We start from the raw sequence: 15626 nt of genomic DNA, 5'->3' as shown, positions 1-15626 counted from the left end.
ACCATGAGTCTTATCTGGGAGCAAGTGGTCATCGACTCGGCCGACCCGGTCGCGCTGGGCGAGTGGTGGGCGAAGGCGCTCGGCTGGGTCGTGGTCAACGACGCCGAGGACGAGTACGAGATCCGGCTGGCCGAGGACGTGCTGCCGGGCCTTCTCTTCGCCCCCGTGCCGGAGGAGAAGGCGGGCAAGAACCGGCTGCACCTGGACTTCCGCCCGGTCGACCAGCAGGCCGAGGTCGATCGCCTGCTGGCACTGGGCGCCCGCCGGGCCGACGTGGGGCAGGAGGCGGTGCCGTGGGTCGTGCTCGCCGACCCCGAGGGCAACGAGTTCTGCGTCCTCGGCGAACGCGCGAGCTGAGCAGGGCACCAGTGTCGCGAGCTGAGCAGGGCACTAGAGTTCCGGCTGTGCTCGTGATGACGCTCGCCGCCTGTCCCGATGGTCCCGGTCTGGAGGCGGCCGATGACGACGATGCCCTCCGGGTCGCCAACGCGAGCCTGAGCGGCCCGGAGCCGGTGGTGGCCGTGGACGACGACGGCGGGCTGCGGTTCCTGCGCCGGGACGTGTCGGGGCGGTTCGTCGCGGTGCAGCGGCGCCCGCCGGTGGCCGAGGCGCTGGACCTGCTCCCCCACCCTGAGGGCGGGTGGTTCCGCGAGACGTGGCGGACCTCGGAAGGCTTCGAGCCGGCCGGGTACGGCGCGGTGCGGCAGAGCGCGACCGGCATCTACTTCCTGCTCCAGCCGGGCGAGGAGTCGGTGTGGCACGCGGTCCGGTCGGACGAGGTGTGGTTCTGGCACCGTGGCGGTCCGCTGACCCTCGTGCTCGGCGGCGACGGTGACCGGCCGGCGGCCGGGCGGGAGATCACGCTCGGCCCTGCGGTGGAGCGGGGTCAGGTGCCACAGGCCCTGGTGCCGGCGGGCACCTGGCAGGCGGCACGCCCGGCCGGCGCCGAACAGGTGCTGGTGAGCTGCGTGGTCTCTCCCGGCTTCGACTTCGCCGACTTCACGGCCCTGTGACCTCGTGCCCGTCCGGCCTGAAGGGCGGGCGCGCGGGCCGCTGCCGGTGGGCCGCCCCCGCCGAGCGCAGCCGGCGGAGCGTCCAGCCGTGGCCTGAGGGGGTGAGCGGGACGGTGGCGGCGGTGAACACCTCGGCCGCGCGCCGGTAGGACAACCGGCCGCGGCCGGTCACCGGGCAGCGGTCGTGCTCGGGCGTGCCCGGGGCCGCGCGGCGCCGCGTCAGCAGCAGCGGGCCTGTGGTGCGGCCGAGCAGGAGCAGCCGCAGCAGCCGCGCCGTGCCGGGGCCCCAGCGCAGTGACGGGGAGTCCCTGACGCGCCGCCGCGCCAGGTCGAGGTCGTCGACGTCGAGGGCGAGCACGCGTTCCACGGTGGCCGAGGTCTCGTACAGCAGGCGCCAGCAGGCCTGTTCGCGCAGGTCGGCCGGCAGGCCGAAGATCTGCGCCACCTGCTCAGGGGTGAGCACCGCGAGCGCGGCCGCCGGCGCCGCGGGAGACCGGAGCCGTGCGCCCGCGACGTGCAGCGGATCGCCGTCGATCCAGCCGCGCACGCGCCACCACGCGAGGGCTCCGCGCAGGATCGACAGCTCGCGGCCGACGGTGCGCGGGTCGGCGCTCGCGGCGCGCTCGTCCAGCGCCGAACGCAGGCGCAGCGCGGTGGCCGGCGCGTCCAGCAGGGCCAGCGGCACGATGGGCGGGACGGCGCCGCGGCGCGCCCTCCCCCGCGGCGGGGTCCTGCCGACGAGCGCCCAGGCCCAGGTGGCCAGCGCGATGCGGTAGACCCGCCGCGACGCCTCTCCCAGCCGGAGCGTGGCCAGATAGTGGTCGATCGCGACGGCGTATTCGACGGGCGGCGGGGAGGTGGTCACATCGCCCTCGCCACCGTGCGTGCTCGGGTGCACGACGTGTCGCCTCCCTCTCGCCCGCCACGGGCGGTGCCGAGGTGGCGTCGCTTCGCCACCTCGTTGTCGAATGTACGAAACCGCAGTAAAACATCGCCGACCGGCATCTTCGAGACGAGCGCTGCCGCAGTAAAAGACCTGCCGGACGACCGCCGGCGGTCGAAGTCTAGCCGGACGGATCATCAGGTCAGCAGGGATACGTCAAGAGCGGATGCGTCACTGGAAGATGGTGCAGTAAAGGGACTCAACTTCTCTCAGCCGAACCGTTGCATGGCCTGATGCCCACCGCGCAGGGTGAGGGGCATGGTCGGGAAAAGGCTTCGGCGGCGCATGGCCGCGCTGGCTCATCGGGATCTGCGGCTGTTCTTCGTCGGCGAGGCCACCTCGCTGCTCGGTTCGGCGATGGCGTCGCTGGCCTTGGCCTTCGCGGTGCTCGGCGGCGGGGGCACGCAGTCGGAGCTGGGGTACGTCATGGCCGCCCGCATCGTCCCCATGGTCGCGCTCATGCCGTTCGCCGGAGTCGTCGCCGACCGGGTGGGCCCGCGGCGCGTCATGGTGAGCTCGGACGTCCTGCGCTGTGTCACCCAGGCGACCCTGGCCGTCCTGCTGCTCGCCGGACGTCCGCCCCTGTGGGCTTTCGTCGCGCTCGTCACGGTGTGGGGGGCCGGGGAGGCGTTCTTCATGCCGGCACGGGGCGCCCTCATCCCGCGGGTCGCCGCCGGCGGTGACCGGTACGCGGGCAAGCTGCGGGACGCGAACGCGCTCGCGGGCCTGGCGCAGTCCCTGGCGTCGGTGAGCGGCCCGGCGCTCGCCGGGGTCGCCGTGGCGGTGCTGGGCCCGGGAGCGGTGGTCGCCCTGGACGCGGGCACGTACGCGGTGAGCGCCGTCGCGCTCATGCTCCTCCGCCTGGCCAGCCCCGGTCCCCCACCGGTACCGGCCATGCGAGGAAGGGCGATCGGGGAACTGGCGGAGGGGTGGCGGCACTTTCGCGCACACTCCTGGCTCTGGGTCACGACCCTGCAGTTCACGCTGTTCAACATGCTCGTGTGGGCGCCGTTCCTGGTGCTCGGGCCCGTGGTCGCGCAGGAGCGGCTGGGCGGGGCCGGCGCGTGGGGGCTGATCATGGCGTGCTACGGCGGCGGGGCCGTGGGAGGTGGGTTCGCCATGATGGGCGGACGGGCGGTGCGCCGCCCCCTCCTGGTCGCGACCGTCGCCACCTTCGGCTGGGCTCTGCCGTCGGGTGCGATCGCCGCCGGGGCGCCGGTCGCGGTGATCGCGACCGGCGCGCTGGTCGCGGGCGCCGGCTCCGCGGTGTGCGGCACGCTCTACGCGACGACCAACCAGCGGTACCTGCCGGCGGGGGTGCTCGCGCGGGTCACCTCTCTGACCGGTGTGGGGGCGTTCGTCCTCGGCCCCGTCGGGCTGGCCGTCGCGGGTCCGGCGGCCTCGGCCGCCGGGGTGACCGGCGTGCTGGCCTTCGGCGCGGTCTGGCAGGCGGTCGCCTGTTGCGTCGTCCTCGCCGTTCCCGGCGTGCGCGGCCTGCCCGCGGCCCCGGCCGGGGTGGAGGACGCCGATGCCGCCGCGACCACCGACGAGGCCGCGCGAGTCTGACCAAGGGCGGGATTGTAGCGGCTTATGTCCTATTTGTTCGGTAGTGCGAATGAGTAAAAGTGCACATTCGACAAGCAATCCAACAGTGGCTCACCCGCGAATGAAGGGGGCAAGCACCGCAACCGAGCAGTGACATGAGAGGTACCGGAAATGAACAAGACCCTCGCTCTTCCGGGCGTCGTCCTGGCCGCCGGGCTGGCGGCGGCGGCCCTCGCGCCGTCGGCGGCCCAGGCGGCGCCGCGGTCCGCGAGCGCATGGACCGCCGCCGCACCGGCCTCCGCCTCGGCGGCCCCGGCGGCGGCGGTCTCGTCGGACGCCTACTTCGTCGGGCATCTGACCGGCCGCAACGAGGTCCCGGTCAAGGGCGGGCCCGCCGTCGGGGACAAGAACGGCGCCGCTCTCGTCGCTTTGCGGGTCAGCGGCGACCGCGTCACCTACGCCGTCCGGTGGGAAGGCATCGCCGCCCCCACCGCGTTCCACATCCACAAGGGCAAGGCGGGCGTCAACGGCGATGTCAAGATCCCGTTCTTCGGGGAGGCCCTGCCGGGCAGCGCCCGCGCCCTGGCCGGCACGGTGAAGGCCGACCGGGGGCTGCTGGCCTCGATCAAGGCGAGCCCGTCGAAGTTCTACCTCAACGTGCACACCGGCGAGTTCCCCGGCGGCGCGGTACGCGCCCAGCTCGAGCGGGTGTCGCACCCCATCGACCTGGCCGGCGTCCTCGCGCGGGACACCCACACGCGGCTGCACTCGGAGGGCAGCGGCGCGCAGGAGGTCCGTGAACCGGGCAAGAAGGTCGGGGACCCCGACGGCGCCTCGCAGTGGCTGGTCGGTGTCAAGGGCTCCAAGCTGTACTACGCCACCGTCTGGACCCGTCTGGACCCGGTCACCAACGGGCACATCCACCGCGGCAAGAGGGGCAAGAACGGCCCGGTGGTCGTGGACCTGTTCGCCGACGCCAACGGCCTGCCCGCGGGCGTGTACGGCATCGCGGGCGTCGCGCCGGTGAAGGGCGACATCGCCAGGGGCATCGTCAAGACGCCGAAGAACTGGTACACCAACCTGCACACCACCGGGTTCCCCGACGGCGCCGTCCGCGGCCGGCTCCGCTCCGCCCACGGCTCCTGGTGACCCCCGAGATCCTCTGGACGATCCACGGAGCCGGAACCTCCCGATGACCCCGGAAGTCCCCCGGTGATTTTTGGCCGCCGGGAGGTCCTCCGGTCCCCCGCGGTCTCCGCGGACCCTCACCGCCCCGCCCGCCGTGCGTCCTCGTGCGGCGGGCGGTGGCGTTCCAGGACGTCGCGGACGCGGCCGGCGGGTCCGGCGAGGCCCGCGGGAGGGCGGCGCGAGTTGGGGAATGACTGGTCAGGCGGAACAATGGCAGGCAAGCGCCCATGCGAGGAGGTCAACGGTGACCCGCCAGATCGTCTCCGTCGTCGGTGGCAAGGCCGCCGAGGACGCCAACGCCTCGACCTACGACTCGGTGAACCCCGCCAGGACGGCCGAGACCGTGGCGAGCGTCCGGCTCGCCGGCGCCGCGACGTTCGCGTGGGCGTGCAGCGTGGCCTCGGCGGCGCAGCGCGAGTGGGCGCGGGTGCCCGCGCCGGTCAGGGGGCGGGTCATCGCCTCCATCGGGCGGCTGGTCGAGGCCAACGCCGAGACGCTGGCCAGGCTGGTGACCGACGAGATCGGCAAGCCGTACGCCGAGGCCATGGGCGAGGTCCGCGAAATCGTCGACACGTGCGACTTCTTCCTCGGCGAGGGCCGGCGGCTGTACGGCCAGACGGTCCCGTCGGAGATGCCGGACAAGAGCCTGTTCACCTTCCGGACGCCGGTGGGGGTGGCCGCGGTGATCACGGCCGGCAACTTCCCGGTGGCGGTCCCGAGCTGGTATCTGGTGCCGGCGCTGCTGTGCGGCAACAGCGTGGTGTGGAAGCCCGCCGAGTACGCCTCCGCCTCCGCGCACGCGCTGTACCGGCTGTTCGCGGCGGCGGGCCTGCCGGACGGGGTGCTGAACCTGGTGTTCGCCGACGGGGCGACGACCTTCGCCGGGCTCGACCAGGCACTGACGGAGGGCACGGTGCAGAAGGTCGGCTTCACCGGGTCGACGGCCGTGGGCCGCGAGATCGGCGCGCTGTGCGGGCGCCATCTGCAGTCGCCGTGCCTGGAGCTGGGCGGCAAGAACCCCATGGTGGTCATGCCGGACGCCGACCTCGACCTCGCCGTGGAGGGGGCGCTGTTCTCGGGGTTCGGCACGGCCGGGCAGCGCTGCACGTCCCTGGGCACCGTCCTGGTGCACAGGTCGGTGCACGAGGAGTTCGTCGGCAGGTACGCCAGAGCAGTGGCCAAGGCCACGGTCGGCGACCCCGCCGGTGAGGTGCTGTACGGCCCGATGCTCGACCACCGGTTCGCCGAGCGCTACGAGCACTACCTCGGCTGGGTGGAGCCGCACCACACGGTGGTCACGGGGCCGACCGGCCGCATCACCGCCGACAACCCCCGGGGCGGCTTCGACGGCGCGGGCGGCCTGTACTACCACCCGGTGGTCGTGGACGGGGTACGTCCGGGCGACCGGCTGTTCATGGAGGAGACCTTCGGGCCGATCGTCGGCGTCACCGCGTTCGGCGGACTGGAGGAGGCGATCGAACTGGCCAACCGGCCGGGGTACGGGCTGTCGTCGTCGATCTACACCACCGACCCGGCGGCGGCGTTCCGCTTCCGGTCGGGCATCGGCGCGGGCATGGTCAGCGTCAACAACTCCACCTCCGGCGCCGAGGCCCACCTGCCGTTCGGCGGCAACGGCAAATCGGGCAACGGCAGCCGGCAGTCGGGCCAGTGGGTGCTCGACCAGTTCACCCGCTGGCAGGCGATGAACTGGGACTATTCGGGCCGTCTGCAGAAGGCGCAGATGGACGTCGCCGAGATCATCCCCGACCTGGAGTTCCGCCTCTAGCGGGCTGTCCTGCGAACGTTCACCGGCTCGGGCGCCGTAGCGGGGCGCCGCCACCACCGCACCACGACCCGCCGACCCGGCGCCGATCACCTCCAGCACGTGGGCGGAGGTGGAGGGCCGTGCCGTCAGGGACCGCCGGGGGCTCCCTCCTCCAGCGGACGGCGTGTCCAGGGTCGGCGGGTGGGGTCAGGGACCGCCGGGGGTGCCCTCCTCCAGCGGACGGCGTGTCCAGGGTCGGCCGGTGACGTCAGGGCGCGCCGGGGCCGCCTCGGCCGTCGTAGCCGAGCAGGCGCATGGCCGTCTCGGGGTCCATGGCGGCCGCCAGCAGTTGCGCGCGCTCGGTGGCCCGGTCTCTGGCCTCCTCGGCCCTGACCCGGGTCGCCTGCTGGGCCCTGAGCATGACGAACGCGAGCACCCCGCAGACGATCAGCAGGCCGATCAGCACGACCAGCCCGGCCACCAGGTTGGTGGAGGAGAGCGCGGAGACGTCCGCGCCCATCGCGGGCGCGCCGCCGAACAGGGCCAGGCCGGCCAGGACGAACACCACCAGGGCGATGGCGGCGGCCAGCGCGATGAGAACGGGACGAATCCGCCGGGCCTTGACGGCGGGCGGTTCCATGCCGGGCTGCGGCCCCGGGCCCGGGCCGGAGCGCGGGCGGTCGGGGCTCCAGGGGATGAACTCCGGCGACCCGGCCGAGCCGGGCACCGCCTGCCCCCCGGGCACGACCTGACCCCCGGACACCGCCTGACCCCCGGGCACCGCCTGACTTCCGGGTGCGCGCGCCGAACCGTTTCCGGCCGCCGAGCCGTTGCCCGTTCCCGAGCCGTTGCCGGGTGCCGCGATCAGCCCCGTTCCCTCACCGGTCACCGCACCCGGGCCGTCGCCGGTCACCGGCCCGGCGGGCCCGTGCCCCTCGCCCGGAGCGTGCGGCATCAGGGTGGGCGTCGCGGTGCCGGTGTACGGGAGCAGCCGGCCGGCGATGACCGGCACGGGCGGTTCGGGCACGCGGGGGCGGGGCAGCGCCGTGGTGACGCGGCTGTGCGTGCGGTGCGCGTCGGCGGCCACCTCGTGGTATGCCTCGATCTCCTCGAAGAACGCGTCGGAGCCGTAGTCCGCGCCGTCGATCAGCGGCCCCCGGGTGCACTCGATGACCGCGACGACGTCGTCGCCGTTGAGGGTCTTGTGCTGCTCGAGGGCGTGGGCGACGCACAGGATCTCGCGGCGGTTGGCCCGCAGCAGGTCCTCGGTCTTCTTCAGCAGCCTGGCCAGGTTGAACTCGATGCGCTCGGCGAGCATGTCGGGGGTGAGGTGGTCGCGGCGCCCGCCGGGCTCCTGGGTGTAGCCGATGCCGCCTCCGCCGCCGGCGGGCGGCGCGGCCTTGCCGTCGCGGATGCCGAGCTGCTGGAGCGCGGGCAGCGAGGCCACGCCGACACCCATGCCCCAGTACGCCTCCATGAGCCCGGTGACCATGGTGGCGCTCTCGAGGTCCCCGGAGACGCCCGAGGAGTTGTCCTCCCCGAAGAACATGCGCTCTCCGGCCAGCGAGGCGAGCGAGACCATGATGTCGGCCTCGTACTCGCTGCGCCATCGGGTGAACTGGTCCTCGGGCTTGATGCTGGACACCATGCCGAGGTAGTCCGAGCCCTTCTCGATGGTGGCCAGGTCGATCTCCAGGTGCTGGCGGGTGCGGTAGGCGGCCACGGCGTGGCAGGCCTCGTGCACCGCGACGGCGTGGCGTTCGCGCTCGATGTACTCGACGTCCTCGGGCGGGCCGAGCTGCTTGAGCCGCTTGGCCGTCAGGACGTCGGCCCAGGTGATGACATCGCGCCCGCCCCGGATGGCGGTGATCAGGGACTCGTTGACCAGGTCCTTGATGGTGGCGCCGGTGGCGTAGGGGGTGATCGTGGCGAGCTTGTCGAGCTGTTCGGCGGTGAGCTCGTGCCGGACCTTTTCGAAGTAGCCCTGGTAGGTGCGCACGCGCCCCGCCTTGGAGGGGTAGCCGACCTTGTAGATGCGGTCGATGCGGCCGGGCCGCAGCAGCGCCTCGTCCAGCGAGTTGGGCATGTTGGTGGCCATCATGACCAGGATGCGGTACTTGGGCGGCGGCTTGGGGCGCATGCCGAGCAGCCGCCGCACGTAGCGGTTGAGGAAGCCGCGCGGCTTCTTCAGACCCGACAGCTCGGTCAGCAGTGCCTGCAGGGTGCCCTGGTCGCCGCTGCCCATCATGCCGCCCATGGGGCTGACGACCCGGTCGCGGCCGGGCGCGGGCGCCTCGGCGCGGGACGGCCCGAGCGCCTGGCGGGTCAGCTCCGCGCGGGTGTTCTCCGACAGGTAGCCGAACCCGTGGCAGCCGTCGGTGCGGAACGGCGCCGCGGGCGAGAAGCCGGCCGACCCGGGAGGCCCCTGCTGGGCGAGCGCGCCGCGCCGTCCGAGCGAGTCGGCCTCGTCGAAGAAGACGATGACGCCGCCGTACCGCAGGGCGAGCTTGCGCAGCTTGCGGAACAGCGACTTCACCTTCAGGATGCCGATGCCCATGAACATGTTGATGAAGGCGCCCGGGTCGACGAAGACGTAGGGCCGGCCGGTCTCGCCGGCGACGGCCTCGGCCATCAGGGTCTTGCCGGTGCCGGGCGGCCCCCACAGCAGCAGGCCGCTCGGCACGTAGCCGCCCTTGGCCTCGATCTCGTCGGGCTTCTCCAGGAAGACGATGTTCTCCTTGACCCGCTCGACGACGTGGTCCTGTCCCCACACGTCGGAGAAGCGGGTCTTGATGTCGTCGGGGAAGTAGGTCTCGACGCCGCCTCTGGACATGAACCAGAACAGGCCGACGAACTGGACGATGACGAAGAAGAAGCCGAACGCGAGCTGCAGCCCGTAGGGAAGCACCTGCCACAGCAGGGCGGGGGCCTGGAACAGGGCCAGGGCGGGCGAGACGTCGAGCACCTGGCCGAGCACCAGTGCCAGGACCGCGATCCAGAACAGCCACTTCAGCGCCCGGGCGATGCGGTAGCGGTTCCAGTCGCTGAACCGGCGGCGGCTCCACCGGTCGAACCCGCCGAACACCCGCACCGTCCACAGGCGGTGGTAGCGGGGAGAGCGCTCGCTGACCAGGAAGTGCACCTGGCGCAGGACCTCCAGGCCCATCAGGGCCATGATGATCTGTCCGGTGCGGTCCGCCGCCATGACCCGCACGGCATCGCCGAACGGCATGATGCCCTCGTACTCCGCCATGGTGTGCCACACCAGGACGAAGAAGGCGAGCGTCAGCACGAACAGGAACTTGACGCGGTCCCAGAACGGCATGGTGCCCCTGCCGAGGTCGGCGGGGCCGGAGTCCGGAGCGCGAAGCCCCATGGGCCGGTCAGGGGCGGGGGCTTGGTTCATCGGGGCTCCTCACCCGGTCACCCGGGAATTCGCTTGACCTTGAAGGACTGCGCGATCTTCCCGATCTCCCCGGCGCGCTCCCGGTAGCAGGTGGCCGAGCAGCGGATGAGCAGGACCGATACGCGCGTGCCGTCGGCGGCGAGGTAGGCGGTCTGGTCGAAGGTCTGCACCGGACCTCCGAGTACCTTGAAGTTGTAGACCACGTGGACGCCCCGGACGCCGTTGTCGGAGGGCAGCACCTCGTCGTGCAGGAGCTCGAAACCTTTGAAGGGGTAGGCGGCCGACTCCTCCATCTGCTTGCGGAGCTCGTCGGTGACCACGACCGGCAGCATCCCGGCGTTGCGCAGCCCGTTCAGGGAGACCTGGTCGCGTTGCGCCTCGGTCAGGGCGGACACCATGGCGAAGGCGAAGGGCTCGTCGGGCACGGCCGCCGAGGCGAGCAGGTGGTCGGCGGACGGGGTGCCGAACCCGTCATAGGCGACGGTCCATGACAGCTTCTTCTCGGCCTGCGCGAGCGCGGAGCTCATGTCGCCGAAGATCTTCTCGTCGAGGGACTTCTGGTCCACTTTGCGCCACGACGCGGGCACCTTGAAGTAGCTCTGCCCGTCGCCGCCCATCACATAGGTGAAATCCGCACCACCACAGCCGGCCGACGCCCCGACCAGGACGGCGATCGCCGCCGCCACGACCAGCCGTGCCCCCACCCGCGTTCTCTCCACAGGGGCCATACCTCCGCTTTGCGGGCCAACACGGTAACTGTGCCCGCTTTTCGGAGCTCCTCCCCTTCCTTGGCTGGGGAAATCTTGACCAAATCTTGCCGCAAGTTAGCTCAACTTGTTACATGTCCGGACGTTCGGCGACCCCGCCACCGCTCGGGAATAGTTGAAATCTAAACTTCTGTTAGGGGGAGTATCGTCGCTCCCCTGGCGGCTCCTCGCCGCCGACCTGTAGGAAGGGTTCCCATGCCGGCCGTAACCATCGACAACCCTTTGAGCCTGCCGCGCGTGGCCGCGCCGGCCGACGCCGTGCCCCGTCCCGTGCGGGGGGTCACGACCGCGCCGAGCGGCTTCGAAGGCGAGGGCTTCCCGGTCCGCCGGGCCTTCGCCGGCATCCACTACCGTCACCTGGACCCGTTCATCATGATGGACCAGATGGGCGAGGTGGACTACCAGCCCGGAGAGCCCAAGGGAACCCCCTGGCATCCACACCGGGGCTTCGAGACCGTCACCTACATCATCGACGGCATCTTCGACCACCAGGACTCCAACGGCGGCGGTGGCACCATCACCAACGGCGACACCCAGTGGATGACGGCCGGAGGCGGGCTGCTCCACATCGAGGCGCCGCCGGAGCACCTGGTCGTGTCCGGCGGGCTCTTCCACGGTCTGCAGCTGTGGGTGAACCTCCCGGCCAAGGACAAGATGATGGCGCCCCGCTACCAGGACATCCGTGGCGGCAGCGTCCAGTTGCTCACCTCCCCCGACGGCGGCGCGCTGCTGCGCGTCATCGCCGGCGAGCTGGACGGCCACGCGGGTCCCGGCATCACCCACACGCCGATCACGATGATCCACGCGACGCTGGCGCCGGGCGCGGAGGTCACCCTGCCGTGGCGCGAGGACTTCAACGGCCTGGCGTACGTGCTCGCGGGCCGCGGCACGGTCGGCGCCGAGCGCCGCCCGGTCCACCTCGGCCAGACCGCCGTCTTCGGCGAGGGCTCCTCGCTGACCGTCCGCGCGGACGACAGGCAGGACTCCCACACGCCCGACCTGGAGGTGGTCCTGCTCGGGGGCCGCCCGATCCGCGAGCCGATGGCGCATTACGGGCCGTTCGTCATGAACACCCAGCGAGAGCTGCAGCAGGCGTTCGAGGACTTCCAGGCGGGGCGGCTGGGAACGATCCCGGCCGTGCACGGGATGTCCGAGGGCGGCCCGCGGGGCTGACCCATCGGCCCCCGGCGGCGGGCCGTCTCCGCCCGCCGCCGGGTGACCGATGACGTACGGCGCTTCTCGCCGACGCGGTGACCATACGGCCGGCGAGCGCGGCTCCCCATCCGGCCATGGGCTGGAGGTGATCGGCGCCGGATCCGCGGGGCGTGGTACGGCGATGCCGGCGCCGGTTATGGCGCCCAGCGCGGACAACCTTCGCGGACGGCCCACTAGTCTTTCCGCATGCCCACCGCACTGATCACGGGCGCGACCGCCGGCATCGGCGCCGCCTTCTGCCGCAGGCTCGCCGCCGACGGCTTCTCGCTGGTCCTGGTCGCCCGCGACGAGAAGCGCCTGGCCGCTTCGGCGTCGGAGCTGCACCGGCGCTACGGCGTGTCCTGCCAGACGCTGCCCGCCGACCTCGCCACCGACAAGGGCATCGCGACGGTGGAGGAACGGCTGCGCGAGGGCGTCGACCTGCTGGTGAACAACGCCGGCTTCGGTCACCCGGGCGAGGCCCTGGACGTCCCGGTCGCCGACGAGCTGGTCATGCTGCGCGTGCACTGCGAGGCGGTGCTGCGCCTGACGCTGGCCGCCCTGCCGGGCCTGCGCGCCCGGGGACGCGGCGGCGTGATCAACGTCGCCTCGGTCGCGGCGTTCTTCCCCTACGGCACCTACAGCGCGTCCAAGGCGTGGGTGGTGAACTTCAGCGAGTCACTGGCCGCGCAGATCCCCGAGCCGCGGGTGCGCGTGATGGCGCTGTGCCCCGGGTTCGTGCGCACCGAGTTCCACGAGCGGGCCTCGATCGACGCATCGGAGATCCCGGCCTACCTGTGGCTGTCGGCCGACCGCGTGGTGGACGCCGCCATGCGCGACCTGGCCCGCGGCGTGCCGGTGAGCGTGCCCGACCCCCGCTACAAACTCATCGCCGCGGTGGGCAGGTACGTCCCGCGCGGCGTGCTCGGCCGGTTGTCCCGCCGCGCCGGCCGCTGAGCGGCCCAGGCGTTCCCCGGACCGCCCAGGCCGGTGCCCGGACCGCCCAGGCCGCCCGGGCCGGTGCCGCCGGGCGTCCCGGGGTCACAGCCGCTCGACGTTGTCCCCCCGGCAGCGGTTGCGCGCGTCGAAGACGAAGGCGCTCGCCCTCTGGACCAGCTCGTAGTCGAAGCAGTCGTGGTCGGTGAGCACCACGACGGCGTCCGCGCGCGACAGCTCGGCCTCGGTCAGCCGCACCATGTCGAAGTCGGTGGGCAGCAGGAAGGTGTCCACGTGCGGGTCGGCGACGCTCACCCGCGCGCCGAGCTTGCACAGCGCCTTGGTCACCTCGATGGCCGGCGATTCGCGGCAGTCGCCGGCGTTCTTCTTGTAGGACAGGCCGAGCACCAGGACGCGGCTGCCCTTGACCGGCTTGCCCCGCTGGTTCAGCGCCAGGGCGAGCCGCTGCACGACGTGGTCGGGCATGTGGTCGTTGATGTCGTTGGCCAGCTCCACGAACCGGAAGTTGTGCCCGAGGCTGCGCTTGACCCGCCACGACAGGTACGAGGGGTCGATCGGCAGGCAGTGGCCGCCGACGCCGGGCCCCGGGGTGAAGCGCATGTAGCCGAACGGCTTGGTGGAGGCGGCGTCGATGGCCTCCCAGACGTCGATGCGCAACTGCTGGGCGAAGATGGACAGCTCGTTGACCAGCGCGATGTTGACGTGCCTGAAGGTGTTCTCCAGCAGCTTGCACAGCTCGGCGACCTGGAGGGAGGACACCGGCACGACCTCGCGCACGATGCGCCCGTAGAAGGCGCGGATGCGTTCCAGTGATGCCTCGTCGATGCCCGAGACGACCTTCGGGGTGTTGTCCAGGCGCCACCGCGTGTTGCCCGGGTCGATGCGCTCGGGGCTGTAGCCGAGGTGGAAGTCCTCGGGCGTGCGCAGGCCGGAGCCCTCCTCCAGCAGCGGGCGCAGGTGCTCCTCGGTGGTCCCCGGGTAGGTGGTGGACTCCAGGACCACCGTGGCGCCCGGCCGCACCAGCGGCGCGATGGCCGCGCCGGCGGAGCCGATGTGGCGCAGGTCGGGCACGCCGTCCCGCAGCGGCGTCGGCACGGTGATCACGCAGACGTCGAACGCCTCGGCGTCCGCGTAGTCGGCGCTGGCCAGGTAGCGGCCGGAGCGGTGCGCGGCCTCGAGCTCCTCGCCGCTGATGTCCTCGACGTAGGACTCGAAGGCGTTCAGGCGCTTGACCCGCCACTCGTCCACGTCGATGCCCACGACATCGAACCCGGCCTCGACCGCCCTCATGGCCAGTGGCAGGCCCACATATCCCTGCCCGACGACGACCAGCTTTTCACGCATATCCAGACCCCCGGGTCTTCGGAAACGATATGCACGACTGTAAAAGGCCGCCCTTGTTATAACGCCGATCCGGCGGCGCCCCGGGCGTGTCGTTCCGCGCACGGGAACCGCACCGGAGATAGTGAGGCGAGACGCCGATTAGAGCGGTATTGACCCTGAAGAGCGGACGATAATATGTCGAAGACCTTTTTCTCGGCTTTCTTCCGGCGAAGCGCCGGTCGTCTCCTGCCGGCCGCGGCCCTTGTGACCGCCTGCCTGGCGGTCCTGCCGGCGGCGGCGCACGCCGCGGCCGGGCCGGAGTCTCCCCCCGGCGCGCGGGCCGCCGCGGGGCAGCCGCGCGTCCCGCGGATCGTGGTGCCGCCCGTCGCGCTCGGCGACGCGGCCGACTGCGCGGTCCTGGCCGGCAAGGCGGTGACCAACACCGGCATGACCCTGATCGTCGGGGACGTCAACGTGAGCCCGGGAACCACGGTGACCGGCTTCCCGCCCGGCATGGTCAGGGGCAGCGTCGACCAGGACAACGCCGAGGCGCGGCGGGAGAGGGCCGCCGCCATCGCGGCCTACAACGACGCGGCCGGACGCCCGCCGACCGCCACCGTGCCGCAGGTCATCGGCGACGACGCCGTGATGACGCCGGGCGTCTACGACACGCCGAGCGACGCGTTCATCCTGAGCGGGACGCTCAAGCTCGACGCCCAGGGCGACCCCAACGCGGTGTTCATCTTTCAGGCGTCGACGCTGGTCACCCTGAGGGTCAGCAACATCGACCTGCTCAACGGAGCGCGCACCGACAACGTCATCTGGCAGGTGGGCGACTCGGCGTTCCTCGGCACCCTGTCGACCTTCCGCGGCAACGTGCTGGCCCGCAACTCGGTCACGGTGAACTCCGGGGCGGCGATGTTCGGCCGGGCCATCGCGCTGAACTCGGTGGTCCAGGCCGCGGGCACCACCTCAGGACCGGCCACCCGCATCACCGTTCCCACCAACCCGCCGACCGTGACGACGCTGACCTCCTCGCCCAACCCCTCGCACGTCAACCAGCCTGTGACCTTCACGGCCACGGTCATGGGCACCGACCAGGGGTTCGTGCCCACCGGAACGGTGCTGTTCAGGAACGGCTCGGTCATCATCGGCTCGGCGCCGCTGAACACCTCCGCCGTGGCCACCTTCACCACCTCGGCGCTGCCGATGGGGGCGCGCCAGATGACCGCCGTCTACGTGCCGAACGGCACCGCGGTCAACGAGGGGTGGGTCTACTTCGAGCCGAGCCAGTCGGCCGTGCTCGTCCAGCAGGTGATCCGCTGACCGGCGGCGGCCACGGGCGCCGGCCCGCTAAGCCCTCGCCTTCCCCATATGGGCGAGGGCGGGCGCGGCCTTTCTCCGGCCCCTTATGGTGATAAATGGCTTTAAATCATCTTATGAACAATAGGAAAGCGAATAACGCTCCGGAAAGTATTGTCAGCAAGAGAACCGGCGGCGTAAAGTGGCGACGCAAAGCGTTACC

The 15626-nt window shown here is 71.9% G+C and carries 12 protein-coding genes; 8 read left to right on the top strand and 4 right to left on the bottom strand.

Annotated elements, in window-relative coordinates:
• Nucleotides 1-3: 3 nt before the first annotated feature.
• Both ABZT47_RS11895 and ABZT47_RS11890 read left to right on the top strand, forming a co-directional pair.
• Nucleotides 4-357: a VOC family protein gene (locus tag ABZT47_RS11895; RefSeq protein WP_354839362.1), complete on the top strand. Its 354-nt coding sequence runs from the start codon at nucleotides 4-6 to the stop codon at nucleotides 355-357.
• A 56-nt stretch (nucleotides 358-413) separates the two neighbouring features.
• Nucleotides 414-1013, top strand: coding sequence for a cupin domain-containing protein (locus tag ABZT47_RS11890; protein ID WP_354839729.1), 600 nt, complete (start codon nucleotides 414-416; stop codon nucleotides 1011-1013).
• On the opposite strand, the gene ABZT47_RS11885 is transcribed toward ABZT47_RS11890, so the two are convergent.
• Nucleotides 1000-1911: a site-specific recombinase gene (locus ABZT47_RS11885; protein ID WP_354839359.1), complete on the bottom strand. Its 912-nt coding sequence runs from the start codon at nucleotides 1909-1911 to the stop codon at nucleotides 1000-1002. The two genes, ABZT47_RS11890 and ABZT47_RS11885, sit on opposite strands and share 14 nt — an antisense overlap.
• A gap of 303 nt (nucleotides 1912-2214) precedes the next feature.
• Here ABZT47_RS11885 and ABZT47_RS11880 point away from each other — a divergent pair, with 303 nt between their 5' ends.
• From ABZT47_RS11880 to ABZT47_RS11870, 3 genes are all read left to right on the top strand, one after another.
• The gene (locus ABZT47_RS11880; protein ID WP_354839357.1) at nucleotides 2215-3522 is read left to right on the top strand and encodes an MFS transporter; all 1308 of its coding nucleotides are present in this window, start codon (nucleotides 2215-2217) and stop codon (nucleotides 3520-3522) included.
• A gap of 150 nt (nucleotides 3523-3672) precedes the next feature.
• Nucleotides 3673-4650 (top strand): CHRD domain-containing protein, encoded by a 978-nt coding sequence (locus ABZT47_RS11875; protein ID WP_354839354.1) that lies wholly within the window; start codon nucleotides 3673-3675, stop codon nucleotides 4648-4650.
• 283 nt (nucleotides 4651-4933) lie between these two features.
• On the top strand, nucleotides 4934-6475 hold the full coding sequence (locus ABZT47_RS11870; RefSeq protein WP_354839352.1) for an aldehyde dehydrogenase family protein: 1542 nt from the start codon (nucleotides 4934-4936) through the stop codon (nucleotides 6473-6475).
• A gap of 247 nt (nucleotides 6476-6722) precedes the next feature.
• Here the strand turns inward: ABZT47_RS11870 and ABZT47_RS11865 are convergent, their stop codons facing one another.
• Both ABZT47_RS11865 and ABZT47_RS11860 read right to left on the bottom strand, forming a co-directional pair.
• The gene (locus ABZT47_RS11865) at nucleotides 6723-9860 is read right to left on the bottom strand and encodes an AAA family ATPase (protein WP_354839349.1); all 3138 of its coding nucleotides are present in this window, start codon (nucleotides 9858-9860) and stop codon (nucleotides 6723-6725) included.
• Nucleotides 9861-9877: 17 nt separating this feature from the next.
• Nucleotides 9878-10579, bottom strand: coding sequence for a hypothetical protein (locus ABZT47_RS11860; protein WP_354839347.1), 702 nt, complete (start codon nucleotides 10577-10579; stop codon nucleotides 9878-9880).
• Nucleotides 10580-10822: 243 nt separating this feature from the next.
• On the opposite strand from ABZT47_RS11860, the gene ABZT47_RS11855 reads away from it, so the two are divergent.
• Both ABZT47_RS11855 and ABZT47_RS11850 read left to right on the top strand, forming a co-directional pair.
• Complete coding sequence (locus ABZT47_RS11855) at nucleotides 10823-11800, top strand: pirin family protein (RefSeq protein ID WP_354839344.1); 978 nt, start codon at nucleotides 10823-10825, stop codon at nucleotides 11798-11800.
• Between the two features lie 228 nt (nucleotides 11801-12028).
• Nucleotides 12029-12778 carry an SDR family oxidoreductase gene (locus ABZT47_RS11850; RefSeq protein ID WP_354839342.1) on the top strand — a complete coding sequence of 250 codons (750 nt, stop codon included), beginning with the start codon at nucleotides 12029-12031 and terminating at the stop codon, nucleotides 12776-12778.
• Nucleotides 12779-12862: 84 nt separating this feature from the next.
• Here the strand turns inward: ABZT47_RS11850 and ABZT47_RS11845 are convergent, their stop codons facing one another.
• On the bottom strand, nucleotides 12863-14122 hold the full coding sequence (locus tag ABZT47_RS11845) for a nucleotide sugar dehydrogenase (protein ID WP_354839339.1): 1260 nt from the start codon (nucleotides 14120-14122) through the stop codon (nucleotides 12863-12865).
• Nucleotides 14123-14296: 174 nt separating this feature from the next.
• On the opposite strand from ABZT47_RS11845, the gene ABZT47_RS11840 reads away from it, so the two are divergent.
• Nucleotides 14297-15427, top strand: a complete 1131-nt coding sequence (locus ABZT47_RS11840) for an ice-binding family protein (RefSeq protein ID WP_354839336.1) — start codon at nucleotides 14297-14299, stop codon at nucleotides 15425-15427.
• Nucleotides 15428-15626: the final 199 nt, after the last annotated feature.

The sequence above is a fragment of the Sphaerisporangium sp. NPDC005289 genome (genome assembly GCF_040607455.1).
GTDB classification, from domain to species: Bacteria; Actinomycetota; Actinomycetes; order Streptosporangiales; family Streptosporangiaceae; genus Sphaerisporangium; species Sphaerisporangium rhizosphaerae.
The sequence above is the reverse complement of the archived record's forward strand: the minus strand, read 5'-3'. Positions and strand labels throughout refer to the sequence as shown.

Bases quoted from the DNA above. Each gene is read 5' to 3' on its own strand.
- ABZT47_RS11890 (WP_354839729.1), top strand. From the start codon at position 414: ATGACGCTCGCCGCCTGTCCCGATGGTCCCGGTCTGGAGGCGGCCGAT.
- ABZT47_RS11840 (WP_354839336.1), top strand. From the start codon at position 14,297: ATGTCGAAGACCTTTTTCTCGGCTTTCTTCCGGCGAAGCGCCGGTCGT.
- ABZT47_RS11850 (WP_354839342.1), top strand. From the start codon at position 12,029: ATGCCCACCGCACTGATCACGGGCGCGACCGCCGGCATCGGCGCCGCC.
- ABZT47_RS11895 (WP_354839362.1), top strand. From the start codon at position 4: ATGAGTCTTATCTGGGAGCAAGTGGTCATCGACTCGGCCGACCCGGTC.
- ABZT47_RS11875 (WP_354839354.1), top strand. From the start codon at position 3,673: ATGAACAAGACCCTCGCTCTTCCGGGCGTCGTCCTGGCCGCCGGGCTG.
- ABZT47_RS11865 (WP_354839349.1), bottom strand. From the start codon at position 9,860: ATGAACCAAGCCCCCGCCCCTGACCGGCCCATGGGGCTTCGCGCTCCG.
- ABZT47_RS11845 (WP_354839339.1), bottom strand. From the start codon at position 14,122: ATGCGTGAAAAGCTGGTCGTCGTCGGGCAGGGATATGTGGGCCTGCCA.
- ABZT47_RS11855 (WP_354839344.1), top strand. From the start codon at position 10,823: ATGCCGGCCGTAACCATCGACAACCCTTTGAGCCTGCCGCGCGTGGCC.
- ABZT47_RS11880 (WP_354839357.1), top strand. From the start codon at position 2,215: ATGGTCGGGAAAAGGCTTCGGCGGCGCATGGCCGCGCTGGCTCATCGG.